The 26,036-nt window shown below is 71.7% G+C and carries 25 protein-coding genes and 3 pseudogenes; 12 read left to right on the top strand and 16 right to left on the bottom strand.

Going from position 1 to position 26,036, the window contains the following annotated elements:
* Position 1 precedes the first annotated feature (1 nt).
* From BBK14_RS15640 to BBK14_RS15605, 8 genes are all read right to left on the bottom strand, one after another.
* Positions 2–592, bottom strand: a complete 591-nt coding sequence (locus BBK14_RS15640; protein ID WP_071063212.1) for a DUF4442 domain-containing protein — start codon at positions 590–592, stop codon at positions 2–4.
* Positions 589–1,878: an acyl-CoA dehydrogenase family protein gene (locus tag BBK14_RS15635; protein ID WP_071063210.1), complete on the bottom strand. Its 1,290-nt coding sequence runs from the start codon at positions 1,876–1,878 to the stop codon at positions 589–591. Before BBK14_RS15635 ends, BBK14_RS15640 begins: the two co-directional genes overlap by 4 nt.
* A 24-nt stretch (positions 1,879–1,902) precedes the next feature.
* Positions 1,903–3,138, bottom strand: a complete 1,236-nt coding sequence (locus BBK14_RS15630; protein WP_071063208.1) for an NAD(P)/FAD-dependent oxidoreductase — start codon at positions 3,136–3,138, stop codon at positions 1,903–1,905.
* A 108-nt stretch (positions 3,139–3,246) separates the two neighbouring features.
* Complete coding sequence (locus BBK14_RS15625; RefSeq protein ID WP_071063298.1) at positions 3,247–5,154, bottom strand: AMP-dependent synthetase/ligase; 1,908 nt, start codon at positions 5,152–5,154, stop codon at positions 3,247–3,249.
* 204 nt (positions 5,155–5,358) lie between these two features.
* Positions 5,359–6,009, bottom strand: coding sequence for an HAD family hydrolase (locus BBK14_RS15620; RefSeq protein WP_071063295.1), 651 nt, complete (start codon positions 6,007–6,009; stop codon positions 5,359–5,361).
* Between the two features lie 73 nt (positions 6,010–6,082).
* Positions 6,083–6,928: an MBL fold metallo-hydrolase gene (locus BBK14_RS15615; protein ID WP_071063206.1), complete on the bottom strand. Its 846-nt coding sequence runs from the start codon at positions 6,926–6,928 to the stop codon at positions 6,083–6,085.
* A gap of 288 nt (positions 6,929–7,216) precedes the next feature.
* Positions 7,217–8,182 (bottom strand): LysR family transcriptional regulator, encoded by a 966-nt coding sequence (locus BBK14_RS15610; protein ID WP_071063204.1) that lies wholly within the window; start codon positions 8,180–8,182, stop codon positions 7,217–7,219.
* Between the two features lie 129 nt (positions 8,183–8,311).
* Positions 8,312–9,583, bottom strand: a complete 1,272-nt coding sequence (locus tag BBK14_RS15605; protein WP_071063201.1) for a cytochrome P450 — start codon at positions 9,581–9,583, stop codon at positions 8,312–8,314.
* Between the two features lie 286 nt (positions 9,584–9,869).
* Between BBK14_RS15605 and BBK14_RS15600 the strand changes: the two genes are divergently transcribed.
* From BBK14_RS15600 to BBK14_RS15570, 7 genes are read left to right on the top strand one after another with little or no spacing between them, the layout of a single operon-like run.
* Entirely contained in the window at positions 9,870–11,750 is a 1,881-nt protein-coding gene (locus BBK14_RS15600) for an AMP-binding protein (RefSeq protein WP_071063199.1), read from the top strand.
* 34 nt (positions 11,751–11,784) lie between these two features.
* Complete coding sequence (locus tag BBK14_RS15595; protein ID WP_071063197.1) at positions 11,785–12,573, top strand: ferritin-like domain-containing protein; 789 nt, start codon at positions 11,785–11,787, stop codon at positions 12,571–12,573.
* Positions 12,570–13,241 (top strand): PaaI family thioesterase, encoded by a 672-nt coding sequence (locus BBK14_RS15590; RefSeq protein ID WP_071063195.1) that lies wholly within the window; start codon positions 12,570–12,572, stop codon positions 13,239–13,241. The genes BBK14_RS15595 and BBK14_RS15590 overlap by 4 nt, the downstream gene beginning before the upstream one ends.
* A complete protein-coding gene (locus tag BBK14_RS15585) occupies positions 13,241–13,504 on the top strand; it encodes an acyl carrier protein (RefSeq protein ID WP_020461493.1) in 264 nt (87 codons plus the stop codon). The genes BBK14_RS15590 and BBK14_RS15585 overlap by 1 nt, the downstream gene beginning before the upstream one ends.
* Positions 13,501–14,415 (top strand): SAM-dependent methyltransferase, encoded by a 915-nt coding sequence (locus BBK14_RS15580; protein ID WP_071063193.1) that lies wholly within the window; start codon positions 13,501–13,503, stop codon positions 14,413–14,415. The genes BBK14_RS15585 and BBK14_RS15580 overlap by 4 nt, the downstream gene beginning before the upstream one ends.
* 20 nt (positions 14,416–14,435) lie before the next feature.
* Positions 14,436–15,365, top strand: coding sequence for an acyl-ACP desaturase (locus BBK14_RS15575; protein ID WP_071063191.1), 930 nt, complete (start codon positions 14,436–14,438; stop codon positions 15,363–15,365).
* Positions 15,362–16,828 (top strand): NAD(P)/FAD-dependent oxidoreductase, encoded by a 1,467-nt coding sequence (locus BBK14_RS15570; RefSeq protein WP_241831516.1) that lies wholly within the window; start codon positions 15,362–15,364, stop codon positions 16,826–16,828. The genes BBK14_RS15575 and BBK14_RS15570 overlap by 4 nt, the downstream gene beginning before the upstream one ends.
* A 226-nt stretch (positions 16,829–17,054) precedes the next feature.
* Here the strand turns inward: BBK14_RS15570 and BBK14_RS15565 are convergent, their stop codons facing one another.
* Entirely contained in the window at positions 17,055–17,450 is a 396-nt protein-coding gene (locus BBK14_RS15565) for a hypothetical protein (protein WP_241831515.1), read from the bottom strand.
* A complete protein-coding gene (locus tag BBK14_RS15560; protein WP_071063291.1) occupies positions 17,447–18,361 on the bottom strand; it encodes a site-specific integrase in 915 nt (304 codons plus the stop codon). Before BBK14_RS15560 ends, BBK14_RS15565 begins: the two co-directional genes overlap by 4 nt.
* Before the next feature lie 245 nt (positions 18,362–18,606).
* Between BBK14_RS15560 and BBK14_RS42235 the strand changes: the two are divergent.
* From BBK14_RS42235 to BBK14_RS35380, 3 genes and pseudogenes are all read left to right on the top strand, one after another.
* Positions 18,607–18,885: pseudogene (locus BBK14_RS42235) on the top strand (group II intron maturase-specific domain-containing protein); the annotation flags it as partial.
* A 28-nt stretch (positions 18,886–18,913) separates the two neighbouring features.
* Positions 18,914–19,177 carry a hypothetical protein gene (locus tag BBK14_RS40170; RefSeq protein WP_241831513.1) on the top strand — a complete coding sequence of 88 codons (264 nt, stop codon included), beginning with the start codon at positions 18,914–18,916 and terminating at the stop codon, positions 19,175–19,177.
* Positions 19,178–19,289: 112 nt separating this feature from the next.
* Positions 19,290–19,520 (top strand): annotated as a pseudogene (locus BBK14_RS35380) (transposase); the annotation flags it as partial.
* A gap of 106 nt (positions 19,521–19,626) precedes the next feature.
* On the opposite strand, the pseudogene BBK14_RS40165 reads toward BBK14_RS35380, so the two are convergent.
* The 5 genes and pseudogenes from BBK14_RS40165 to BBK14_RS15530 all read right to left on the bottom strand — a co-directional run.
* Positions 19,627–19,827: pseudogene (locus BBK14_RS40165) on the bottom strand (pyridoxamine 5'-phosphate oxidase family protein); the annotation flags it as partial.
* 35 nt (positions 19,828–19,862) lie between these two features.
* Entirely contained in the window at positions 19,863–20,720 is an 858-nt protein-coding gene (locus BBK14_RS15545) for a pirin family protein (RefSeq protein ID WP_071063185.1), read from the bottom strand.
* Positions 20,721–20,722: 2 nt separating this feature from the next.
* Positions 20,723–21,787, bottom strand: a complete 1,065-nt coding sequence (locus tag BBK14_RS15540) for a VOC family protein (protein WP_198541301.1) — start codon at positions 21,785–21,787, stop codon at positions 20,723–20,725.
* Positions 21,788–21,802: 15 nt separating this feature from the next.
* A complete protein-coding gene (locus tag BBK14_RS35370; RefSeq protein WP_198541300.1) occupies positions 21,803–22,426 on the bottom strand; it encodes a fumarylacetoacetate hydrolase family protein in 624 nt (207 codons plus the stop codon).
* A gap of 76 nt (positions 22,427–22,502) precedes the next feature.
* On the bottom strand, positions 22,503–23,102 hold the full coding sequence (locus BBK14_RS15530) for an FMN-dependent NADH-azoreductase (protein ID WP_198541299.1): 600 nt from the start codon (positions 23,100–23,102) through the stop codon (positions 22,503–22,505).
* A 349-nt stretch (positions 23,103–23,451) separates the two neighbouring features.
* On the opposite strand from BBK14_RS15530, the gene BBK14_RS15525 reads away from it, so the two are divergent.
* Complete coding sequence (locus tag BBK14_RS15525) at positions 23,452–23,790, top strand: winged helix-turn-helix transcriptional regulator (protein WP_071063181.1); 339 nt, start codon at positions 23,452–23,454, stop codon at positions 23,788–23,790.
* A gap of 602 nt (positions 23,791–24,392) precedes the next feature.
* Here BBK14_RS15525 and BBK14_RS15520 read toward each other — a convergent pair.
* On the bottom strand, positions 24,393–25,115 hold the full coding sequence (locus BBK14_RS15520) for a TetR family transcriptional regulator (protein ID WP_157904277.1): 723 nt from the start codon (positions 25,113–25,115) through the stop codon (positions 24,393–24,395).
* Between the two features lie 200 nt (positions 25,116–25,315).
* Here BBK14_RS15520 and BBK14_RS35365 point away from each other — a divergent pair, with 200 nt between their 5' ends.
* Positions 25,316–25,846: a transposase gene (locus BBK14_RS35365; protein ID WP_083390983.1), complete on the top strand. Its 531-nt coding sequence runs from the start codon at positions 25,316–25,318 to the stop codon at positions 25,844–25,846.
* Positions 25,847–26,036: the final 190 nt, after the last annotated feature.

The raw sequence follows: 26,036 nt of genomic DNA, 5'->3' as shown, positions 1-26,036 counted from the left end.
GTCAGTCTCCGGCGATCGCGCAGGCGTAGTCGAAGTGGAACCGGGCGACGAGCACGTCGGCGTCGTCGTAGAGCAGCGCCCTGACGTCGAGGTCGAACCGCTCCGGCCCGGTGCCGGCCAGGACGCGGCGCGCCTCCCGCTCGTCGACCAGGCCGATCGCGCGCACCCGCCCGTTGGCCGGCTTGCGGAACGTCGAGCGGGCGTCGCGGACGACGAGGTACTCGAACCGGCTCAGCCGCGGCGCGAGCGCCCCGGCCACCGCCGCGGCGCCGGCGAGGTCGGCGGCCAGGAACAGTGCGCCGGCGTGCACGGTGCCGAGCTGGTTGGTGAGGTCGGGCCGGTCGGGGATCTCCACCACCGAGCGCTCCGTGTCGATCTCGGTGATGTCGATGCCGACGAACCGCCGGAACGGCACGATCGCGTTCGCGATCTCCCGGATGCGCTCGAGGTCGGGCGCGCCCGGGTCGGCGGTGGCCGGGCCGAAGATGGCGAACGGACCGGGCCGGCTCTCCCCACCCGCCGCCGCGCCGGGCTGGCCGGGACTGGACTGGCCGGGACTGGTCGCCGTGGTCGGTGCGGACGTCGGTGTCACCGTGTCTCCTCTCCGATGGTGGCCGGCTGGTGGGCCCGCAGCACCCGCTTGGCGATGGAGGTGCGCAGGACCTCGGACGAGCCCTCGTAGATGCGGAACCCGCGGGCCTCGACGAGGAAGCGCGCCACCAGGTGGTCCTCGCAGATCCCGAGGCCGCCGTAGAGCTGCACGACCCGGTCCAGGACCCGCCACACCGCCTCGGCGACGAACGTCTTGGCGATCGCGGCGCCGTGCCGCGCGGCGGAGCTGGCCACACCCTGCTCGTCGAGCACCCGGGCCACCGAGCGGACCAGGGCGCGGGCGGCGGCGATGTCGATCTCGTTGTCGGCGACGTGCGCCTGGGCCATGCCGTGCTCGGAGATCGGCCGGCCGAACGAGCTCCGGCGCTGGATCCACTCGGCCGCCATGCCGTGCGCCCGGACGGCGATCCCCAGCCAGCTCATGCAGAACGCGAGCCGGGCCGGGGCCAGCCGCACCTGGGCGTAGCGCAGCCCGGCGCCGACGTCGCCGAGTACCGCCTCGTCGGTGACGAAACAGTCGGCGAACGTCACCTCGCAGTGCCCGCCCGGGGCGCTGTGGTCCAGGGTGGGCATCCGCCGTCCGACCGTCAGGCCGGGGTTGTCCTGGTCGACCAGGAACATGGTGGTGCCGCCCTCGGTGCGGGCGATGCAGATCGTGAACGCGGCGCCCTCGGCCCCGGTGATGAAGTGCTTCGCCCCGTCGATGACCCAGCCGCCGTCGACCTGGGCCGCCGTCGTGCGGACCATCGACGGGTCCGAGCCCGCGCCCGGCGCCGGCTCGGTGAGCGCGATCGCCGAGCGTGTCTCGCCCCGCAGCAGCGGGTGCAGGTAGCGCTCGGCCTGGCTCGGCGTCGCGACGTCGGCGAGCAGGTGCATGTTCCCGTCGTCGGGCGCCGCGCAGTTCACGGCGATCGGGCCGATGAGGCTCGTCCCGGCGGCCTCGAGCACCTCCGCGAGACCGGCGTTGTCCAGGCCGAGCCCGCCGAGCGCGACCGGCGTCAGCGGCCCGAAGACGCCCGCCGCGCGGGCCGCCCGCTGCAGGCCGACACGGACGTCGTCGTCCATGTGCCGGCCCGCGACGATCAGCTCGCGCTCGACCGGCAGCACCTCGTCGCGCACGAACGCGAGTGTGCGCCGCGCGAGCTCGCCGACGTCGGCGGCCCCCGCGGCGGCGCCCGCCGCCGTGCCGGCCGCGATGCCGGCCGTCGTGCCGTCAGGTGTCGTGCCGTTGCCCGCGTGGGGCGCGGCCACCGGAGCGGTGCTCATCAGCCGATGCCTCCCGATCCTGGATCAGCCGGCCGACAGCAGGCGCTTCTCGGCGGGCATGCCGACCTCCTCGTAGAGCTCCGCGAGGTTGTCGGGGTGGAAGAAGTCGTGGCCGGGAACGCCGCCGGCGATCATCCCGAAGAACTTCTTCGTGTAGCGGGGGCTCTGCGCCGTCGCGGCGAAGGCCGAGTGCAGGAACGGCGGCAGCACGAGGTGGGAGAGCGTGCAGGTCAGCTCGAACGTGCCGTGGCTCTCCTCGTCGCGGAGCTTGACGTACTCGGCGGCGGCGTCGTCCAGCGTCCGCTCGCCGGCGAGGCCGGAGTGCAGCCGGTCCGCCAGCGTCTGCGCCTGGAGGAACGCGTCGGTGATACCCCAGCCGGTGAACGGGTCCTTGTGGTAGCCGGCGTCGCCGACCAGCGCCCAGCCGGGCCCGTGCGAGCGCCGGTAGTAGTTGTCCGGGTAGCGCATCGGACGGAACTCCTCGACGCGCCGGCCGCGGGCCCGCAGGTCCTCACCGAGCTCGGGGACGACCGCGTCGAAGATGGCGTGGAAGCTGCCCTCGACGTCGGCGCGGAACTCACTGAACGCCGCGCGGGGCCGGATGATCGACAGCAGGTGCCGGCCGTCGTGGGTGGGCCAGGCGCCGAACTGCTGCTCCCCGAACCCGGTCCGGTGCTGGAACGTCCAGTCCAGGCCCTCGTAGTAGGAGTAGTAGATGAAGCCGGCCGCCGGCACGACCCGGTAGAAGTCCGCGCCGACCTTGTCGGCCACGGTGGACGTCCGCCCGTCCGCCCCGACCACGAACGCGGCGCGGAACTCCTGCTCGGGGCCCTCGCCGGCCCGGCCGCGGATGCCGGTGACCCGGCCGTCGTCGAAGAGCAGGTCGGTGACCGTGAAGCCCTCGATGACCTCGGCGCCGGCCTCGCGGGCGGCGTCGACCAGCAGCTTGTCGAGGATGGTCCGCCGCGGCGAGTAGACCTCCGTGATCCCGTCGATCGGGTCGGCGAAGCCCTCGAGGTGCAGACCGGTGTAGGAGAAGGTGAGGTGGCGCATCGGCGGGACGCCGGTGGCGGCCAGGCGGTCCAGCAGGCCCCAGTCCCGCAGCCGGGCCAGGCCGGTCTGGTGCATGTAGTGGGTGGAGACGGTGTCGCTGGGGAAGGTCGACCTGTCCACGACCAGGACCCGGTGGCCCTGGCGGGCGAGCAGCATGGCCAGCGGTGAGCCGGCGCAGCGGGCGCCGACCACGATGACGTCGTACATCCTTGAGTGCTCCCGTCGGTCATGCGGCGGAGATGTCAGCGGGCGGAGATGTCAGCGGGCGGAAGTGTCTGCGAGCGGCGGCGTCTCCAGGCCTGAGCCGGCGCCGACTCAGGCCGGGGCCGGGGCGGCGGCCGGGGAGTAGAGCTGCTCGATCTCGGTGGCGAAGGCCGCCTCGATCGGTGCGCGGCGCAGCTTCATCGAGGGCGTCAGGTGACCGGCGTCGATGGTGAGCTGGGTGGGGAGGATTCGGAACCGGCGGATGGACTCGGCCCGGGAGACCAGGCTGTTGGCGTCGTCGACCGCCTCCTGTACCCGGTCGAGCAGGGCGGGGTGCTCCCACCAGCCGGGGGCGGCGAGGTCGATGCCGTGCGCCGCGGCCAGGGCGCTGAGCGCACCCTGGTCGGTCGTCACCAGGGCGGCGACGTACGGGCGGGCCTCACCGACGACCATGCTGTCGGCGACCAGCGGGTGCAGCCGCATCCGGTCCTCGAGCAGGGTCGGCGTGACGTTCTTGCCACCGCTGGTGACCAGGATCTCCTTGCGGCGGCCGGTGATGAGGAGGAAGCCGTCGGCGTCGAGGTGGCCCAGGTCGCCGGTGCGCAGCCAGCGGGACGGGCCGGCGCCGGGCTCGGCCTGGGTGCCGGCGGGCTCGATCCACGGGTCCTGGCCGGCCCGCCAGTAGCCGGGGGAGACGTTGGGGCCGGCGACCAGCACCTCGCCGTCCGGGGAGATCGCCACGGTGGTGCCGGGGATCGGCTGGCCGACCGTGCCGATGCGGTTGGTACCGGGTTGGTTGACGGTCACCGCCGTCGCGGCCTCGGTGAGGCCGTAGCAGTTCAGGATCCGCACGCCGACGCCGCGGTAGAAGGCCGCCGTGGTGGCGTCCAGCGACGCCCCGCCGCTGATCACGTGGGTCAGCCGGCCGCCGAACGCGCCGTTGATCCGGGCCAGCGCCGCCGGGGCGGGCTGCCGCTCGGCGGCCGGGCCGTCCGCTGGGCTGCTGGCCGGGCCGTCAGTCGGGTCGCCGGCCAGGCCGGCGGCCACCGCCGCGAGCTCGGTGTCGGTGTCGACGACGCCGCGCAGCCCCTTGCGGATCTTCTCCAGCGCGTAGGGGACGAGCGCCAGCACGGTCGGCCGGAAGGTCGCCATCGCGGGCAGGATGTCCGGGACCGCCGCCAGCAGGCCGGTCCGCGTGCCGGCGTAGAGGCAGGCGACGAGGATCGTCCGGCCGAAGACGTGCGCCAGCGGCAGGCAGAGCAGGGTCGACGCCTGCTCGACCGCCGCCTCTGATCCCTCCGGCCCCTGCGCCGCTCCGGTGCCCGCGGCGGGCCGCCACACCCGGAACAGCTCGCCGGTGTGCTCGACGGTGTTGGCGCTGGAGGCGAACAGGTTGCCGTGGGTGAGAATGCAGCCCTTGGGCATGCCGGTCGTCCCGCTGGTGTAGACGATCGTCGCGAGCGAGTCCGCCCGGACGGCGTCCCGGCGCCCGGCGAACTCGTCCGCCGCGGCCAGGTCACCGCCGCCGGCCGCGTGGCCCGCGTCGTCGGCGGGGGCCTGCCAGCCGTTCAGGTCGGCCAGCGGCCAGGGCAGCGCGCGCAGCGTCCCGGCACCGGCCGTGGCGACCGCGCTGTGGTGCTCCGGAGTCTCGACGAAGCACCACGCCATGCCGGAGTCGGTCACGATGTGGGTGATCTGCGCCGGCGAGGCGGTCGGGAAGATCGGCACGGTGATCGCGCCGAGGGCGAGGACCGCGAGGTCGGCGACCACCCACTCGTAGCTGGTGCGGCCGACGATGCCGACGCGGTCGCCCACGCCCACCCCGTGGCCGAGGAGCACCGCGGCGACCCGGCGCACGTGGGCGTCGAGCGCGCGGAAGGTGATGTCATGCCAGTCCGTCCCGGTGGGCCGGCTGAGGATCACCCGGTCCGGATCGGTACGGACGCGGTCGTCGACGAGGGAATAAAGACCGCGGTCGTCAGGAAGGACCCGGCCCGCTCCCAGGGTGTACTGCTGCACACCGACCACCTACTCGTGACGAGGGTTCGGATATTTCTCGGTGGATTTACCGAGCCCAGTCTCGATGCATCGTCGGTTGGCTGGCAATGCGCTTCTCGCTAACGATCCGTAAACGTCTCCTATCGCCGGGCTATGGGCGGGAAGGATCGACCGATCGCAATTATTTATCGTTGGTGCGGGGTAACGGTAAAACGCGTGTGAGCGTTAGTCCGTCACCGCGTCCGCGGCCACGGTGGGAATGGCGGCGCGCAGCTGTGCCAGAGTGTCCTCGAGCTCGGCGTGCTCGATCGCCCGCCAGCCCCGGGCCCGGGCCGCGGCGCAGTTGACCGCCAGGTCGTCGATGAGCAGGCAGGCCCGCGGCGGCGTCCCGAACCGCGACTCGGCGAGCTCGAAGATCGCCGGATCCGGCTTGCGCAGGCCCACCTCGAAGGAGTTGACGGTGACCTCGAACGGGTCGACGTCCGGCGCCAGCGCTCGCCGGTGCGGTTCCCACTCCCGCACACTGTTGGTGAGCATGCCGACCCGCACGCCGCTCGCCCGCACCCGGTCGAGCAGCTCGAACAGGGCCGTGTTGACCGTCCGGCCCGCGTACCAGTGGTCACCGAAGCGGGTCAGGTCGATCCGCGGCGTCCAGGCCGGCGCCAGCTCCGCGGTGACCCGCAGGCCCCACTCGTGCTGGGAGAGCACCCCGAGTTCCAGCGGTTCGATCATCGTCGCCCCGAAGGACGCCGCGACCCGCCGGATCGCGGCCATGAGCTCGGACGTCGGGACTCCCGCCGCGGCCGCCACCTGGGCGAGTGAGCCGGCGATGGAGGAGCTGAGCACGCCGCCGTAGTCGCACCAGACAGCCCGCACCGGCTCCTCCACCGCGCCTGCCGGATCCACCGCCCCTGCCGGATCCACGGTGCCTGACGGACCGGACGGTCCGTCAGGCATGCGGGGCCGCCTCGGTGACCCGGGCGGTGAAGCGGCTCGCGGGCGTGGCGATGTGCACCGGGCCGTCGAAGACCCGCTCGGCGTCCTCCTGGCGCGCCCGCAGCCAGGTCGGCTCGGCGGTCACGAAATGCGTCAGGACGAGCTGGCGCGCGTCGGCCTCGGTGGCGGTCCGCGCCGCGTCGGTGGCGCTGAGATGGCCGTGGTCGGTCGTGTCGGTCAGCTCCAGCGTCGCCTCGGCGAGCAGCAGGTCGACGTCCCGGGCGAACGGCACGAGATCCTCGGTCACCCCGGTGTCGCCGGTGTAGGCGATGCTGCCGGACGCGGAGTCCACCCGCGTGCCGCAGTTGGGCACGGCGTGGCGCAGCTCGTGTACCCCGACCGTCGCGTCGCCGACGACGAAGGTGTCGCCCGGCTCGTACTCGCGGACGTCGAAGGCCACCTCGAAGGCACGGTCGAGCAGCGGGATGGTGGTGACGGGGAACAGCGCGGCGAGCGCGCGCAGCCGCTCCCGGCCGCCCCGCGGCACGTACAGCGGCACCGGGGGCCGCTGTACCTGACTGGCCAGTTCGGGCAGCGTGGGGAACAGCTCGGCGAACCGGCCGTGCCCGGCCAGCAGCGTCTTACCGACGGGCAGCAGGTCGTAGCAGTGGTCCAGGTGCAGGTGGCTGATGACCACGGCGTCCAGCCCGCGCGGATGCATGATCGCGCTGAGCGCGGTCGCGGCGCCGGGGCCGCAGTCCAGCAGCAGGCGGGCCGCCTCGGTCTCCACCAGGTAGCTGGAGCTGCACTGGCCGGAGGCGGGCATCCCCGACCGGCACCCGAGGACAGTCAACTCCATGGGGTCACGTCCATTCTGTTCGGACCGGCCGCGCGGCCGGCACCGTCGGTGTGCCGCCGCCGGGTCACGCTCCGCCGCCGGATGGGCGCGTGCCACTGCCGGCACGGCCACCGGACGGCCCCATGACCTCCTCGTACGGCGCGGCGGATCGGCGGGGCGACCAGGTGAATCTGACCGCTCGAGCGATGTTGCGCGCCAGGCCGGTTCTCGGCAACGCATGAATGACGAACGAACCATTCGGGATGCCTATCGCCACCGCACCGCCCGGCGGGGCCGGGGGATCCGGGGTCAGCGCTCCTTGGCTGGCCCCGGCCCCGGAACGGGGGCCGGAGCCGCACCCGCACCCGGAGCCGCGGACGGGCCGGGCTCGGTGAACGGGCCGGCGGCCTCGAGGCAGTCCAGGAAGGCACCGACCACGGGCTGTGGGTCCGGGCGCCACACGGCGTACATCCCGACCGTCGGGGTCGGGTCGACCAGGCGCACCGCGGCGAGCCCGTGACCGGGCGGATGCGCGCCGCGCGCCGCCGAGGCGAACCCGACCACCGGCTTGGTGGTGACCACGATCCCGGTCGCGCCGGAGTCGTCCACCTCGTCGGAGACGGTCAGCGCGATGCCGCAGCGGTCGGCGGCGGCGAGGATCGCGTCGTGCATCGCCGGGCTCTGCTCCCGCCGGAACAGGACACACGGCTGGTCGGCCAGCTCCCGGAAGGGAACCTCGGACCGGGCCGCCCAGGGATGGCGCCGGCTGACCACCGCGACCAGCGGCACGGTGAGCACCCGCTGGGAGCGCAGCTGGGCCGAGGGCGGCCCGGCGAAGACCAGCGCGACGTCAAGCCGTCCCTCGGCCAGCGCGGACAGCTGCGGCCCGCTGCGGGCCTCCCACAGCGTCGTCGACACGCCCGGGTACTCGGCCGCCAGGCGCAGCAGCGTCGGCTGGAGCACCCGCTGGCCGGCGGGGTAGTTGAAGCCGATGCTGATCATCCCCGTCCGCCCCGAGGCCGCCTCGCGGGCGACGGTGACGGCCCGCCGGGTGGCGTCGAGCAGCCGGCGGGCCTCCGTCTCGAAGGCGCGGCCGGCGGCGGTCAGCTTGACCTCGTGCGAGCTGCGTGAGACCAGCTCGACGCCGATGTCACGTTCCAGCCGCTGGAGCTGCTGGCTGAGTGAGGGCTGGGCCAGGTGCAGGCGGGCCGCCGCGCGGCCGAAGTGAAGCTCCTCGGCGATGGCGAGGAACGACGCGAGATATCTCAGTTCCATCGCCATCCTCCCGCTGGGCGCCGCTCACGTTACCGGTGGGCGCTAACCGCCGGTAACGCGCACGTGTGGACGGCGGAACGGGAACGTGGCATGTCGTCGTGCATCATGCCGGGTCGTGCGGCGGGACGGTCAGCCGCGGAACCGCACGGGCAGCTCGGCCAGGCCCCTGATCAGCAGGTTCGGCTTGTAGGGCGGGTTGTTGTCGGTGATCTCGGCCTCGCTGACCCGACGGATGAACCCGGCGAGCAGCAGCTCCATCTCGAGCAGCGCCAGCGGCGCGCCGAGGCAGTAGTGGTGGCCGAGGCTGAACGACAGGTGCCGGGCCGGGGGGCCGCCGGCCGAGGAGGTGAACCGCCGCACGTCGAGACGGTCCGGGTCGGGGTAGGCCCGCGGGTCCCGGTTCGCGCAGGCGATCAGGGCGACGACGCCCTCGCCGGGCGCGAACACCCGGCCGGCCACCTCGAGCTCCCGCTTCGCCGCGCGGGTGTTGAGGTGGATCGGCGAGTCGTAGCGCAGCAGCTCCTCGACGGCGGGTCCGATCAGCTCGGGCTCGGCGCGCAGCAGGGCGAGCTGGTCGGGGTTGCGCAGCAGCGCGAGCATCCCGTTGCCGACCAGGTTCACCGTCGTCTCGTGGCCGGCGATGATCAGCGTGACGCAGGTGCCGAGCAGCTCGTCGGCGGTGAGCCGGTCACCGGCCTCCTCGACCTGGGCGAGGGCGGAGATCAGGTTGTCGCCGGGCTCGCGCCGGTGCCGCTCGACCAGCGCGCCGAAGTACTCCAGGAACTCGGGGATGGCCCGGTTGCGCTCCGCGAGTGCCTCGGGCGACATGAGCGCGTCGGGGTCGAACGCCCGGGCCAGCGCCTGCGACCAGACCTGGACGGCCGGGTGGTCGGCGGCGGGGACGCCGAGGATCTCGCAGATGACGGTCAGCGGCAGTGGGTAGGCGATCGTCTCGACGAGGTCGAACTCGCCGGCGGCGAGCGCGTTGTCGAGGAGCTCGTCGACCAGCGCGGTGATCCGCGGCCGCAGCATCTGCACGCTGCGCGGGGTGAAGCCCTTGCTGACCAGGCCGCGCAGCCGGGTGTGGTCCGGCGGCTCCATCCACAGGAACGTGGTGGGGAACGACTCCGCCGGCAGCGTCGGGTGCATCTGGTGGGCTTCCAGGTCGTGCCCCCAGTCCTGGTTCGCCAGGACGGCCACGCAGTCGGCGTGCCGGGTCGCGACGGGCAGCCCGAACGGCGTCGCGTGCAGCGCACCCGCCTCGCGCAGCCGGCTGTAGACGGGGTAGGGGTCGGGTCTCGTCGCCGGGTCGAACAGCTCGGCCAGCAGCGCGGTCGACTCCTCGCCGGCCGGCCCGGATGATCCGGTGCCGGCCGCCGGGACGACGGTGGACGTGGTCATCGCATCTCCAATTGCCGCACGGTTGTTACCGCGATAGCGCCTCGATGTATCGTCCGCTTTCCTTCTGTTTCCCGGCGAGACGATTAACGCCGCCGATGGATCCATAGCGGACCGGTATCCGTGTTTGACGGCACCGGGCGACGGCGCAAGCATTCTCGCGGAAATGCGTGGACGAACCGCCGCCGGTGAACGGCGGCGCGAACGCGTCGGGCGAGACCGGTTGCGGCGCGCGGGCCGCGCGCCGGCACGAGCCGGAAAGCGGCCGGATGCAGATGGAGGGCCCACGATGCACGACGCTCCGGCCGAGGTGGCGATCCCGTCGCCCCGCGCCGTCCCCGTTTCCTCACCTGCTGTTTCCTCACCCGTCAATCTCGTACCTGCCGATTCCGTACCTGCCGATTCCGTGGCCGCCGGCTCGACGGCCGCCGCCGCGCTCGCGGCGGGCACCCTGCACGCCGGCCTGGCCACGGTGGCGGCCCGCCATCCGGGGTTGCCCCTCGACTTCCCCTCCGCCGGAGCGTCGCTGACACTGGGCGAGCTCGTCGCCCGCGCGGACGTCCTGGCGGCAGCCCTGACCGGTGCCGGCACCGGCGGCGCCGCTGGGGCCGGGGTCGTCGCCCGTGACCGGGTCGGAGTGCTCAGCGACAACGCGCCCGACTTTCTGGTGGCCCTGGCCGGAGTGAGCCGGGCGGGAGCCGCCGCGTGCCCCCTGCCGCTGCCCGCCTCCACCCGTGACCTGCCCGGCTACGCCGCGCGGCTGGCGCGCGCGGTCGCCGTCGCCGGCATCCGGCTCGTGCTGGTCGGCGGCCGGACGGCCCGGATGGCCGACCGCTTCGCCGGGGCCTTCGACGGCGTCCGCCTCGTCCGGGTCGCCGACCTCACCACACCGGCCGCCGCCGGCACTGTCCCGGCCACCGGCACCGCGCCAGCCGCCGCTGGCGGTGCGGCCCCGGCCGGCCCGGCGGTGGAGATGTCACCCGACGAGGCCGCCCTGGTCCAGTTCACCTCCGGTAGCACCGCCGCCCCGAAGGGCGTCGTGCTGACGCACCGCAACATCCTGGCCGGGCTGACCGCGATCATCGACGGCGTCGCGCTGACCGAGGCCGACCACGGCGGCATCTGGCTGCCGCTCTTCCACGACATGGGGCTGTTCGGCACGCTCGCCGGCATCTTCACCGGCATGCCGATGACCGTCTGGTCACCGGCCGCCTTCGTGAAGGACCCGGCCGGCTGGCTGACCGACTTCCTCGGCCGCGGCGGCAGCATTGCCCCCATGCCGAACTTCGCCTACGACCACCTGGCGGAGGCCGTCCCCGCGCCGCGGGAGGCCGGCCTGGACCTGAGCGGCTGGCGGGTCGCCTTCAACGGCGCCGAACCGGTCGAGCCCGCCTCGGTCGAGCGCTTCCTCACCACCTTCACCCCGGCCGGCTTCGCGCCGGCGGCGATGATGCCCGTCTACGGGATGGCCGAGGCCACGCTGGCGGTGACCTTCCCGCCGCCGGGCCGCGCCCCCGTGCACCGCTGGGTCGACCGCGACCTGCTCGCCCGCGACGGCGTCGCGCGTGACGTGCCCGCCGGCTCGCCGTCCGCCCGCGGGCTGGCCGGGGTGGGCCGACCGGTGCGCGCCATGCGGGTGCGGATCGGCGGCCGCGACGGCACCGGCGTGCTCGGTGACGACCAGGTCGGCGAGATCCAGATCAGCGGCGACGCGGTGACGGGCGGCTACCTGACCGACACCGGCGCGCAGCCGGCCGGCGCGTTCACCGCGGACGGCTGGCTGCGCACCGGCGACCTCGGCCTGCTGCGCGACGGCGAGCTCTTCGTCACCGGCCGGGACAAGGAGATGGTGATCGTCCGCGGGGTGAACTACTACCCCCACGACGCCGAGGAGGCCGCCCGGGACGTCCCCGGCGTCCACCGCCGCCGCTGCGTCGCCTACGCGGACCGTTCACCCGAGGGCGCCGAAACGATGGCAATCCTCGCCGAGACCCGGCTGGTCGACGACACCGAGCGCGCGGCGTTGGCCGCCGCGATCCGGGTGGCGGTGACCGCCGCGCTGGGGCTGGCCGAGATCGCCGTCGCCCTCGTCGGGCCCGACGCCCTGCCGCGGACGTCCAGCGGGAAGTTCCAGCGCCTCGCCGCGCGCGAGGCATGCGTACCGACATGAGTTCCAGGCCCGTTTCCCAGGCAGGTGGAGGCCCATGCACAGCTACGACGTCTTCCGCCGATACGAGCGCCACGTGTGGCGGCTCGCCGACATCCCCTTCGACGAGGTGCGGCCGGAGCTCGTTCGCCCCGAGTACGTCCGGATCGCGCGCGGCGCGGTGATGGGCGAGGCGAACTCGATCGCCGCCCAGCACGGCTTCTTCGACGAGTTCGTGGACGACTACGACTTCTCCGCGTTCATCGCCCTGTGGGGCTCCCAGGAGCTTCAGCACCACTTCGCGTTCCGGGCCTGGCTGGACCAGATCGACGCCCAGGTGGAGCCGGGCGCGGTCGCGGCGATGCGGGAGCCCTACGCGCCGGGTACCACCCCGGCGGCGACCCTGGCGACCAACGTCATCTCCGAGCTGACGGTCAACCACGTCTACCGCGCGGTCGCCGCCTGGGTGGAGGAGCCGGTGCTGGCCGCCATCATGACGAAGGCGAGCCTGGACGAGGCCGCGCATGCCCGCGAGTTCATCCACTACACCCGGTGCCGGCTCGCCGAGCACCCGGACGAGCTGGCGTCCGTGCTGGAGACCCTGTTCGTCTACACCGCCGAGCAGCGCATCAAGCACCCGGTGGGTGTCTTCAAGGGCGAGCTGGAGGCCCTGCGCGACCACGACACCATCGACACGGGGTTCACCTACTTCCTCACCCAGGTGGCGACCGAGGGCGAGCTGGCCCACCTGCAGGACAAGATCCGGCGGGCCTTCGGCTCGCTGACCGGCCTGGACCTGACCACCAACGCCCGGGTCCGCCGCAACCTCGCCGAGGCGCTCGGATGACCGCCCCGGCAAAGGACGACCCGTCCGGGACGCTCGCCGACGCGCAGGAGCTCGTCGCGACCCCCTGGGCCGTCCTGGACGACTACCAGTGCTTCGGTTGCTCCCCGCACAACGCCAAGGGCCTGCAGCTGCGGTTCAAGGCCCTCCCGGACGGGCTCGCCACCGTCTTCCAGCTCGGCTCCGCGCACGAGTCCTACCCGGGCGTCGTGCACGGCGGCCTGGCCGGGGTGATCTGCGACGAGACGATGGGCAACCTCATCGTGCTGCGCACCGGGAAGCCGGCGTTCACCACCGCGATGCGGCTGCGCTACCTGGCGCCGATCCCGGTCGGCGCCCCGCACGAGTGCCGGGCGCGGATCGTCAACACCGGGGACACCGGCCTGATCAACGCCGAGGCCGACATCCTCGACGCGACCGGCGGGGTCGTCGCCACCGCCCGCGCCACGTACCGCCCGGTCGCCCTCGAGGCGGCCCGCGACCGCATCACGCTCAGCGACGGCGACGCCGGCCGCCTGGCGGACGTCCTGACCGCGTCGGCCCCCGCGCTCGCCTCGGCGACCGCCGCCGCCGGCGCACCCGGCCCCGCTTCGGTGCCCGCCCCAGATCCAGTCCCTGTGTCTGTGCCCGTGCCTGTTTCCGCTCCCAAGACCACATCCGAGGAGTCCTGATGTCCACGACCGCCGAGCCGGTGCTCGTCACCGTCACCCAGATCGTCGCCACCGAGCTGGCGACCACCGCGGACGCCATCGACCCCGATCTCGACCTGCGCACCGTCGCCGGCGCCGACTCGGTGAAGGTGCTGCGCATGATCGCGCGCATCGAGCGCGCCTACGACATCGAGCTCGACGACGAGGACGTCTTCACGGTGACCACCGTCCGTGAGGTGACCGACGTCGTCGAGCGGGCGCTGGCCGCGGGCGCGGCGGCATGACCGTCGCCGCCGCGCCCCCGGACGGTACAGCGCCCCCGGCCGGTACAGCGACCCCGACCGGGACGGCGTCCGCCGCCCCGGTCGGGGTCGCGGACACGAACCAGCACTACGACCTCGACCCGGAGATCTTCGGCCTGTTCCTGGACTCCCGCCGCAAGTACTCCAGCGGTCTCTACCGCTCGGAGGGCCTGACGCTGGACTCCGCCCAGCTCGCCAAGCTGCGCTTCGTCGCCGACCGGCTCGGGCTGCGCGGCGGCGAGCGGATCCTCGACGTGGGCTGCGGCTGGGGCTCGGTCGTGCTGCACATGGCCGCCGAGCTCGGCTGCCACGCCGTCGGGGTGAGCCCGGCCGGGCGCCAGCACGCCTACATCGCCGCCCGCGCCGCCGAGCTGGGCGTCGCCGACCTGGTCGAGACCCGCCAGGGCCACTTCGAGACCCTCGACGTCGAGCCGGCGTCGTTCGACGCGGTGTCGCTGCTCGGGTCCATCGTCCACATGCCCGACCTCGACCTGGTGTTCCGCCGGGCGCGGGCGGCGCTGCGCCGCAACGGACGGCTGTACGTCTCCGAGTCCTGTTTCCGCAACGCGGCCGCGCACGAGGAGTTCGACCGTCGCGGCGGCACCGAGTTCGTCCGCGACTCGATCTTCGGCTGGGGGGACATGCGCCCGCTGTCCGAGCTGGTCCGCGCCGCCGAGGACGCCGGATTCTCGGTGATCTCCGTCGACGACCTCACCGAGGACTACCGCCGCACCATCGAGGACTGGCTGGTCAACGTCGCCGACCGGGCCGACCGGCTCGACGCGATCAGCCCCGGCCTGGCAGCGACCCTCACCCGCTACCTCCAGGTCGCCAACGCCGGCTGGGGCTTCACCACGAAGCACTACGCGCTGGTCTGCCAGAAGTCGCGCTGACGAGCCCGGGAGACGAACCGATGACCACCACGACGACCCGGGCCCCCGTGCTGCGCGGCCCGGTCGACGGGCCCTTCCTGGCCCCCGGCGACATGGCCGAAGCCGTCACCGACTTCCACCGCGCCGGCGCCGCCGAGCGCCGCTGGGACGTCGAGACCGCCGTCGACTGGACCGCGGCCGACGCCAACCGGCTCACCGACGGCCAGCGGTCCGCCGTCCGCTTCATCACCCTGATCGAGGATCACCTGCCGGGCTACTTCGCCGTCTACACCCGGCGGTTCCCGCTGACCGACGAGGTGAGCGAGCAGGACTTCGCCCATCACCGCGAGCTGTACCACTTCACCGTCCGCTGGGCGGTCGAGGAGGACAGTCATGCCCGCGCCCTGTTCCGCTACCAGACCGACTCGGGTATCGCCTGTCCCGACGACCTGCGCCGCGAGCTCGCCGCCGAGGGCCGCAAGCCCTTCGAGCTCCCGCACGACGAGTCGGTGGCGCTGTTCGCCTACGCGCTCGTCCAGGAGAAGGCCACCCAGATCTACTACCAGCAGCTGCGTTCCGTCGTCGGCGACCCGGTGCTCGCCGAGCTGCTCAACCGGCTCAGCCGGGACGAGGCCCGCCACTTCGCGTTCATGGCCGACATCCTGGAGCGGTACCTGCGGGTGTACGGCGACGCGGTCGTCGAGCCGATCCGGGACGTGATCGCCCACTTCCGGATGCCGCTCGCGGACACGATGCGCGGCTACTGGCGCTGGGCGCTGCGGATCGCGGACGCGGCCCGCTACGACCACACCGACGCCTACGAGCACCTGATCCGGATCGTGAACCGCGCCGTCGACGCCCCCTCCGACCGGGTCGACGAGCTGACCCGCTTCGTGGCGGCCTGCCGCACGGCCGCCCCACTCCCGCTCACCACCCCCGCGGCGGTGCCGCCGGCCGCGGCCTCGGCGTGACCGCGCCCAGCGGCGGGGGAGCGCCCCGAAGGGCGAGCGTGCCCGGCGGCGGGAACGTGCCCGAGGCCGGGAACGTGCCCGGGGCCGGGAGCGCCACGGTCGGCGGGGGAGCGGGCCGGCGAGGGCACGCCGTCGTGCTCGGCGCCAGCGTCGCGGGCCTGTTGGCGGCCCGGGTGCTGGCCGAGCACGTCGGCCAGGTGACGGTCATCGACCGCGACGACGTCACGCCCACCGCTGCCGCCAGCCACCGCGGCGGGGCGGCGCAGGGCCGTCACCTGCATGCCCTGATGGAACGGGGCCGCCAGATCCTCGACGAGCTGTACCCGGACTTCACCGCCAAGATCGCCGCAGACGGGGTGCCGACGGCGGAGACCCTCGTCGGCACCCGCTGGTACTTCGACGGCGCCCGGGTCACCCCGGTGCCGACCGGTCTCACCTCGGTGCTCGCCAGCCGGCCGGCGCTGGAGGCCGCTCTGCGGGCCGCGACACTCGGCCACGACCGGATCCGGCTGCTCCCCGGGCTCCGCGCGGTCGGCCTCGTCCGCGGATCGGGCTCCACCCGAGCCGCCGGGGTCGTCGGGGTGCGCGTCGAGCCGCCCGCCGGTGACGCCCCGGCCCGCACCATCGAGGCCGACCTCGTCGTCGACGCCACCGGCCGCGGGTCCCGCGCCTCGGAGTGGCTCGCCGACCTGGGCTTCGACATCCCACGGGAGGAGACCGTCGGCGTCGACCTCGCCTACGCCTCCCGGACCTACCGCCGGCGGCCCACGGACCTCGGCGGCGACCTCGGCGTCATCATCTCGACGCTGCCGGGCCGGCGCGGCGGCGGCGCCGTCGCCCAGGAGGGCGACCGCTGGATCGTGACCCTCGCCGGCATGCTCGGCGACCACCCGCCGGTCGACGCCCCCGGCTACGAACGGTTCGCGGCCTCCCTGCCCGCCCCCGACATCCACCGCCTCATCCAGGACGCCGAGCCGCTCGACGACCCGGTTCGCTACCGGTTCCGGGCGTCACGGCGGCTGCGCTACGATCTCCTGCGCACCCCGGCCGCCGGTTTCGTCGCGATCGGCGACGCCCTGTGCACGCTCAACCCGCTCTACGCGCAGGGCATGACCGTCGCCGCGCAGCAGGCTCTCGAGCTGCGGGCATGTCTGCGTTCGGGTGGCCTGGACGACCTCGCCGCACGATACTTCACGGCGGCCGCCCGGCCGACCTCCCGGGCGTGGTCGATCGCCACCGACTCCGACCTGCGCTACCGGGAGGTCGAGGGCCGCCGCGGGCCCCGCACCCGGATCACCAACGCCTACATCCCCCGAGTCCAGGCGGCGACCCGATCCGACCCCGTCCTCGCCCGCAACCTGCTGCGCGTGGTCAACCTTGTCGAACCCCCATCAGTCCTGCTCACCCCAGCGGCCGTGCTGCGGACCGCCCGACACGCACTTACCCGGCGTGGTCAATCATGACCTGTCGCGGACGGCTCTGGCTGCCCGCCTGAAAAGCGGAAGGTCGACGGTTCGACCCCGCCCCTGCCCACCACCGATGACCTGGGCTTTTGTCTCTCTGTTGAGATCGACTTAGCCTTTCGAAGATCGTTATGTAGTAACGGGTGTAGCAAAGCTGGCGAACAACCACGTACGTCAGCGGCCTTCCACGGACGAAAACGTACGTCTACGGACGTTGAAATGACGGTCAGTTCGGCCAGGTCGCCGCCCGGATGGCCGGCCGGAGCCTGCCGGCCGCGCTCATCAGGGCGGTGACCTCCTGCGGGGAGTAGAGGTAGGGCGGGATCCGCCACTGGCGGCGGTCCAGCACGTCCTCGGGCGGGACCTCGGTGGCCGGGTCAAGCGGCTGCAGGTGGCGGGCGAAGATCCGCACCACGTCAAGGCGGCGGGCCTGGTAGGCCTCGCTGTCGCTCTCGGTCGAGGCCGCCCATTCCACCGCCAGGTCCGTGGTCACCGTGGTGGCATCGCGCTCTTCGCAGAAGCGGACGAAGCTCATCAGCCGCGGCCCCTGGCTCTCCAGCTTGAACCCCAGGGCGCGCCGCATGGCCAGGTACTCCCCGGCCCTTGCCCGCAGCCCGCTCACTGGCCGGCTCCCGGCCACTGGCGCGCCAGCGGGCGCAGCGTGTTCTGGTCGACCTTGGCATAAAGCGAGGTCGACAGCTGGCTGCGGTGCCGCAGCACCTGCCCCACCTCGGGCAGCGATGCCCCGGCCCGCAGCATCTCGGTCGCCAGCGCGTGGCGGAACCGGTGGGTGCCCCGCCGCTCGAGCCCGGCCCGCTCGCAGGCCCTGCCCATGACGGCCCGGACCGATTCCGGCGTCAGCGGCCGGTAGGGCCTGCGCACCGTCACGAAGACCGACCGTGACTCGCACCGCGGCCGGCCGCCCGTCAGCCAGGCGGCGAGCGCCTCCCCTGCCGGGGCCGGCAGCGGGAGCCGCTCGGTCCGGCTGCCCTTGCCGGTAACGGCGATCTCGCCCGCCCGCCAGTCGATGTCGTCCAGCCGCAGCCCGGCGGCCTCGGCACCCCGCAGGCCGAGCCGGGCCAGCAGGGACAGGACCGCGTAGTCACGCAGCCCGACCGCCGTGTCCCGGTCACAGCCGGTCAGCAGCCGCTCGATCTCCGAGGCCTTCAGGCCGCGGGGCAGAGCAGACATCCGCCACGACGCGACCGCGGGAACCGCCCCCGCCAGCGGGACGGCCGTCCGCCCCGTCGCGTGCGCGAACCGCAGGAACGCCCGCAGCGACGTCACCATCGCCTTCGCCGACCAGGTATTCCGGCCAGCCGTCCAGGCCACCATGAACGCGGTGACCTTGCCCGCGTCCAGCCCGCTGACCGCCCCCGCCCCGCCGATCCCGGCCAGGAACGCCTTCGACTGCTTCGAATAGCAGCGCACCGACACCGGCGACAGGCCCCGTTCCCGGTCCAGCCAGCCGCGGAACTCCACCAGCAGCGCCACGTCCGGCTGCACGCAGCCCGGATCCGCATCCGTCTCCATGATCATCTACCCGTCTGGAGGAAACCACTGACCACTCCAGACAGGCAGACCACCCGCCCACCCCGCAGGATTATGCCGACAACAGCAGGCCGCCCACCGCCCTGACCAGGGCATCCGCCGGGCCAGCCGGCATAACCCGGTCCTCGGCATAAGCCGACGACTTCGTTGTGCTGGTGCACGGAACGAGGGAAGACGCCGAAGCGCTGAAGGTGGAGATCGGTGGGCTGCTGGCCAGCAGACTGAAGATGACCCTCTCGGAAGAGAAGACCCACGTCACCCACATCGACGACGGTTTCGTCTTCCTGGGCTTCCGTATCCAGCGCAGGATCTGGGACGGCGGCCGTCGTGTCGTGCTCACCATTCCRTCCAAGCAGTCGTTGGCATCGGTGATGCACAAGGTCAAGGCTCTGACGGGGCGGGGAACAACCCTGTTCTCGTTGGAGGAGGTACTGCGGGCGGTCAACCCGGTCCTGTGGGGCTGGGCGGCCTACTTCCGCTACGGCGTCCCGAAGAGAACGTTCTCGTATCTCGGCTGGTACGCGGTGGCGGAGGATGAATCTCTGGATTCGCCGCAAGTACCCACGGATGACCTGGAAGCAGATGCGCCGCCGTTACTTCGAGGCGGACAGCATCGCAGAAGGAGGGGTCACCCTCTACAACCCGGCGAAGATGAAGGTCGAACGTTACCGCTTCCGCGGAGCGAAGATCAGCACGCCGTACAATGTCGACGAGGTCGATCCGGACGGAGCACATTTCCGCCGGACCAGCCGCGACGATGTGGCCTTCGTCGGCCAGGTCAGTGAATACCTCGCCTGAAGTCATCGGATCGCGTGGAGAGCCGGATGCTCGGCCAACGGGTACGTCCGGTTCGGCGGGCGGGGGCGGGAAGGCCGACACCCGAAAAGGGGTGCACGGCGTCCAGCCTCCGACCCGACTCTTGAAGAAGGTAAACCGTTCTGCGGGGGTGCAGCGGCAGTACTCGGGGACGGCGGGACGTCGGGAGAACTGCCAGGTTGGGACGTTTCTGGCGTACCGGTCCCGGTGGGGGCATGCGCTGATCGACCGGGAGCTGTATCTGCCGGAGTCCTGGACGAAGGACCGGGACCGCTGCCGGGCGGCCGGGGTTCCCGACGAGGTGGAGTTCGCCACCAAGCCACGCCAGGCGACGCCCGACCGGAGAGCTTCGCCTCGCCCGGCCACTGCGCCTCGGAGCCCTCGACCGGGTCGACCGTGGCGCTGTGCAGGGCGAGCCGCGGATCCCGACGGAGATCCGCGCCCTTGCGCGCGTTCGGCATCGAGCCAAAAACCAGTTCGCCGCCCTCGAAGACAACCTCGATCCCGGAGATCCGCGGCGACCCGTCGGCTCGCAAGGTGGCAATTGTCTTGTGTTTGTGAGCGTCAAACAGCGCCCGCACGCGCTGCGCGAACTCCGGCTCTGCCTGTTCGAAATCCTGCCACGCCGTCATACGCCCAGCATCGCACCGATGACCGACAGCGCGGGTCAGGGGTTGAAGTGTCCTGCTCGGTAGTCGGCGTAGGCCTGGTTGATCTGTTCATGGGTGTTCATTACGAACGGACCGCTGGTGACGACGGGCTCGTTGAGTGGCGGGCCGGCGGCGATGAGGACCCGAAGCGGCGTCTCTGCCGTCACGGCGATGGTGCTGTCTCGGGCGGAGGTCGCGCGTTCGAGCCACAGGGTCTGACCGGCGCTACCGGCGGTGGCGTCCGCACCGAAACGGCCTTCGCCGTGGATCACGTGCACGAAGCCGTTGTAGGAGCCCGGCAGGTCTTGGACGGCGGAGACGCCAGCGGCGAGGTCGACCTCGACGAGGGTGAGGGGCACGTGGTCGACCGTGTCGGCGCGTTGACCGTTGGACGACCCGGAGTAGATGGTGACCTCCGCGCCGGGCTCGACCCGCCGAGGCATCTCGGCGGCACGCAGGTCCTGGTAGCGGGGCTCGGACATCTTCTCGGCCGCGGGCATGTTCAGCCAGAGCTGCAGCACGTAGACGGTTTCGTCCTTAGGTGGCTCCTCAACGTGGAGGATACCACGGCCCGCGGTCATGAGCTGAATATCGCGCGGGCCGAGAACACCGCCTCCACCGTGGTTGTCATGGTGCTCCAGATGCCCATCAATCACATAGGTGATGGTCTCGATCCCACGGTGGGGGTGCCATCCAAACGCCCCGGTCTGGAAGCGGTCCTCCATCATGAGCAAGAACGGATCGTGCTCCCTCCACAGCCCAGGCATGATCGCCTCGCGGGCCCGGTGGATCGTCGTCTCATTGACAAGCGTTGCGTCGTGCACTCGGGCAACACGACGCTCGGTCGCGGCCCTCGTCTCGGACGGAATGGTCATGATTACGAACCTTTCGTGAGGTGGTTTTCGTCGAGCCGGGATGGATTGAATCTCTGACGAAACCGCCGGTTGCAACATCCATCAGTAACCAAGACGATCCGGCCCACAACATATTCCGTTGAGCTGGGCATCCACCGGGCCATCAGCGCGCCCCGTGGGCGCTGGCCATAAGGCCGGCCAGGTCCTCTGGCGCGAGGAACGACGGCGGCGGTGGCGGCCCCCAGTTGTACAGCCCGCGTTCTCCCTCCCAGACCTGCGCGGTCCAGAGGGCGTCGTCCACGATGCAGTCGAGGTCGGAATAATACTCGGAGGAAGTTGCCCGCCGGATCGCGCAGGTACCAGAAAAAGTTGGAGCCGACGTGGTGTCGGCCGAGCCCCCAGACGTGGCGGGAAGGGTCGGCCTCCAGCATGGCGGTCGCGGCCCGGCCGACCTCGTCCACGTCGTTCACCTGCCACGAGGTGTGGTGCAGGTACGCAAGCGGTGCCTGCTGGACGAGGATGTTGTGATGATCGGTCGAGCAGCGCAGGAACGACGCCAGCCCAGCAACCGTATCGCTGATCTTGAAGCCGAGACCTTGGGAGAAGAACCGCTGGGAGCCGTCCTGGTCGGTGGAACCGAGGACTACGTGGCCGAGCTTGCGCGGACGTACCCGCTTGTCGCGCAGTATGCCAGGAGCCCGACTGTTCGGCCGGCTGATGAAACCAGGGGCGTTGTACGGCGGAGGCGGCGTCTCCTCCTGCACGAGCCGCGGGGCGACCTCGACGACAACGGCGACGGCGGTGCCCGGCTCGTAGGCGCAGATCTCCGTCTCGGTGGGCTCGGCCGGAATCTCCGGCCGGGCCAGCGATGCGGYAATCCGGTCGAGGTCGTCCGCGTCGTCGGCGCCGATGCGCAGCTCGACCAGGCGTCGGCGCGGCGCCCCGACCAGTGCCAGTTGCTCACCGCCGTCGATGGTGCTGAAGGTGGCGCCGGTGCCGCGCTCCAGTCCGAAGTCGGCGTAATACCGCGCGGTGACCTCGACGTTCGGTACGCCGATGGTGATGCGGTTGAGCCGGTGCAGAGCCATGGTCCGTACTCCTCGTCAGTTCGATGTCGCGGGGTATGCGGAGCCGGCGGCCAAGGGATTGCGCAGTTCGCCCAGCCCAGTGATCCAACTGGTCAGGACACCGCCGGGCGGCAGGAACCGTTTCGGGTCGCGGGCGTTGCCGACACCCGACGGGGTGCCGGTGAAGATGATGTCGCCGGGCAGCAGCGGGCAGACGGCCGACAGCCGCGCGATCAGCTCGCTGACATTGAAGATCATGTCGCGGGTGTTGCCGTGCTGGAGGACCTTGCCGTCCAGGTCGCACCCCAGCTCGAGGCCGTCTCGGTCGTCGACCTCGTCCGGGGTGACCAGCGTGGGGCCGATCGGGCCGAAGCGTGGATAGGACTTGCCTAGCGAGAACTGCGGGACAGGGCCGATTAGCTGCACCACTCGCTCGGAAAGGTCCTGGCCCACCCCCGGTCGGGCCGGCGCCGAGACGGATCCCCTCCCGCGCGAGACCAGCGCCAGCGGCCGCCGGTCTGACGCCCAGGAGAGGCCAGCCGTCCAGGAATTGGCCAGGACGGCGCCGTGCGGGCCGTCCTGGCCGTGCTGCTCTTCAGTAGGCCAGAAACAAGATCTCGTCTCCCCGTCGGCCTGGAGCCGTCCCTGTTCGGCGGCCACTCCGGCCGACGAGACTTCGCGACCGCCTCGTCGCGTGCGCTCCCTGTGTGCGACGCGGACAAATGCGCGAGAGCGCTTACGCGGCGTTGCTCGCCAGGCGTTCGGCCAGTTCCTTAGCCTTGACGGTGGCGTCTGCGTGGGCCTTGTCACGGGAGGCCTCGTAGAGCGGGACCAGGTCGGACATGGCCGGGTTGTGCGGGGCCATCGTCAGCTCGGGGACGATGAACTCCAGCTCCAGGCCGGCGGCGTCGCCCAGGACGGCCTGCAGGTAGTTCTGCACGTACTCGTAGCCCTCGCGCGGGGTGCCCGGCGCGTAGGAGCCGCCGCGGCTGGCGACCACGGTGGCCGGGGTGCCCTTGGCGGAGGGGGCGTCAACGCCGATGGTGCGGCCCATCAGGATCACGTTGTCCAGCCACGCCTTGAGCGTCGAGGGGATCGAGTAGTTGTACATCGGGGCGCCGATCAGCACGGCGTCCGCCTGCTCCAGCTCCTCGATGAGCTTCACACGCTCGGCGAAGGCGGTGGCCTGCTCCGGAGTGTGCGTCGCGGGGTCGGCGAAGCCGGCGGTGTGCGCGGCAGCGCTGATGTGCGGAACGGGGTTCGCGGTGAGGTCGTGGTAGATGACCGTGCCCTCCGGATGCTGCTCTTCCCACGCCTTCCGGAAGGCGTCCGTCACCGAGCGGGAGGCCGAGGCGGAGGCGGGAAGACGGAGGAGTCGATGTGCAGGAGTGTGGCCATGGGGGTCTCCAAATAAGCGTTGGTCAAGTGGCTGTTCTCGGGGCGGAACGCTTGCTCTCGGACGGTTTCGCCGGTCGTGGGTTGGCCGGTCGTCGGGCTGGCCTGGCCTGCACGCGGCCTAGCCTGGGATGGTTCGGTGAACATGATCAGCGACCCAGGCCGTTCACTGTGTCGAGCGTCGTCGGCACAGTGCGTTCCGCCAGGCCAGTCATGCTACTCCTCCTTCCGCTGTTGCTAGGAAAATAAAAGTTGGTCTTGCGATAGTAGCAGGCTGTTAGGATGGGCTGATGCCCCAGGCACGTGATGAGATCCACGAGCCGAGGATGTGCGACGCCGCTCTCGCCAGGGCCTTCGAGTTCCTCGGCAAACGCTGGAACGGGATGATCCTCGGGACCCTGATCACAGGGCCGGCCGGCTTCTCGGAACTCCGCCGTGCGGTCGGCGGGGTCAGTGACTCGGTCCTGTCCGAACGACTCACCGAACTCGCCCGTGCCGGCCTGGTCCGACGCGACGTCCACACGGGCCCGCCGGTAGCCGTGGAGTACCAGCTCACCCCGGCAGGGCAGGCACTGTTGCCCGCCCTGCACGAACTCACAAGATGGGCGGCCGAGAACCTGCCGGCGTGACCTCGGTCCGCTTCACTGCTCGTCTTCGGCCACGTCGACCTCGATCAGGCGGCCCACAGGGCGTTGCCGGAGCCGCCACATCAACGTTGGTCAAGCGACTGCCCGTCCGACCGCAGTGCCTGCACTCACCGGAGGCGGCGATCGCGGAGGCGATCGAGTCGTGCCAAGCGGGTCATGGGTTCGGCCGGTCCGGGTTCCGTCCGGGTTGCCCGACTCTGCGTAGTTGCTGCCGCAACCGCCCCGCAACGCTGCTTGCTTTAGGTCGACAAGCCTCTGACCGGCGCCGATGCTCCGATCTCACCGGATAGAACGAAGCGGCCTCGGGGGGAACGTGGACATCGACGACGCTGCCCGCAGTGCTCACATGTCAGTCCAGACCTCGGTCGCGTGCCGCGCTTCCCGCCGCTGCCCGATCTTCCACCGCTCCTGTCACACGTTGCTTGCTGCGGAGCTGCTATGCGGGTCGTGATCGCCGAGGACCAGGTGCTGCTTCGCGAGGGGCTCGGCCGCCTCTTCGTCGATGCGGCCCGTCGACTATGTGGCGGCCCGTCGACTACGTGAAGGACAAGGAGGTGTACCAGACCGGCCGTGTGGCGTGGCGGCTACGAGCAGGGAACAGCGCCGACGTCGGCCGCGGCCCCCAGGCCGGATTCGAGCAGATCGAAGCCGGCATTCGCCAGTAGACGCAGGTCGGCTTGGCAGTTGCTGTTGCCCCAATGGTCCACCACGGAGGACATGGTCGTGATGAGGAGGTCCGCGATCAGCCGGGGTCGGAGGTCGCCGGCGGGATCAGCGCCGAGCCGGTCGGCGATCAGGGCCGCAAGCTCATCCCGCCCCTGGAGTTGCTGCTCGACAATGCGCCCCCGAAGCGTCGGGTTGGCATTGATCATGCGGATGACCGTGAACACCTCGTCGGGCCGCTGCTCGTGGGAGTCGATCGGCGCTAGGGCGGCCATGCGCAGCGAGGCCGTCAGCGGCTCGGAGCGGGGACGGGCCGCGAACGTCTCCAGCGTTATGTCGATCGCCGCCGTCCGAAGAATCTCGATCGCCACGTCCGCTTTGGTCGGGTAGTAGCGGAAGAATGTCCGCGGCGACACGTCGACCGCCGCAGCGATCTCCTCGACCGTCGTCGCCTCGTACCCGCGTTCGGTGAACAGATGGCACGCGGCTGAAGCGAGCTCGTCGCGCGTCCGTTCCTTCTTGCGTTCCCGCAGCCCCATCAGAGCCTCCTCCCGCAGAGACCCCACTGTACGGCTTGCGGCATGATGGTGACAAGTGGCGCTGTTCAGACTGATGTCATCAGTCGGACAGATGGCGTGCAACACGCTTCTGTTCGTTAAGTGTCAACTGTCACTAGGATGACAAGCGACCCAGTAGGCGTTACCAAGAAGGCAACGGCCAGCCTGGCGTTTCACCCACCGGCCGCGCCACCTACCGGCCACCGAGGAGCAGAGATGGCTAACGCCTCCGACCTGTCCCGTACCGGGTTTGATGGAGGCAGTCAAACCAGGAGGAAGCGGACGAGATGGCGGCGCCGAGGAAGTACCCCGACGAGCTGCGGGAACGCGCGATCCGGTTGGTGTTGGACGCGAGGGCTGAGCCGGGGGCGAGCGCGAAGGGCGCGTGCCAGCGGATCGGCGCGCAGCTGGGGATCTCGCCGGAGACGCTGCGGGTCTGGGTCGCGAAGGCCGAGGTCGATGCGGGGACGAAGGCCGGGGTGCCGACCGAGGTGGCCGCCCGGCTGGCCGAGCTGGAGCGGGAGAACCGGGAGCTGCGGCGGGCGAACGAGATCCTGAAGTCGGCGTCGGCTTTCTTCGCGGCGGAGCTGTGCGCCACGAGGCGCCGAGACAATCGAGGAGGGGTGGGAGACCCTCTCCCGCTGGGCTGTCGCAGCAGCCTAGTGAAGCCAGGGGGCAGCCTGACCCGGAGGAACGCTGGGGAGGGTGGCAAGCGGCCCCGACGAAGACAGGTCGCGGCGGGACTGCCAGACGGCGCGGGCCTGTTCGGCAAGGTCAGAAGGTGTAACGGAAGTGAACCAGTGGTCGAAGCTCCGTAAGCGCGAAGCCGTGCTCAAACCTGGTGGATAGGGGCCGGTGAGCAGCGCGCGGCGGTCGGGCAGTTCGTGTCCGTCGTCGACTCCGAAGCCGCGTAGTTCCGGCGGTGGGGAGGCCACGGTGAAAGTCTGCGGCGTAGCCGTGGCGATGCTGCCGGAGTAGAGCTGGGCGCCTCACTGGCCGATCGATTGC

Origin of the sequence: Parafrankia soli (assembly GCF_001854695.1) — a bacterium.
Lineage (GTDB): Bacteria > Actinomycetota > Actinomycetes > Frankiales > Frankiaceae > Parafrankia > Parafrankia soli.
Note: the sequence above shows the minus strand (reverse complement) of the source record. Positions and strands in the feature narration are given on the sequence as shown.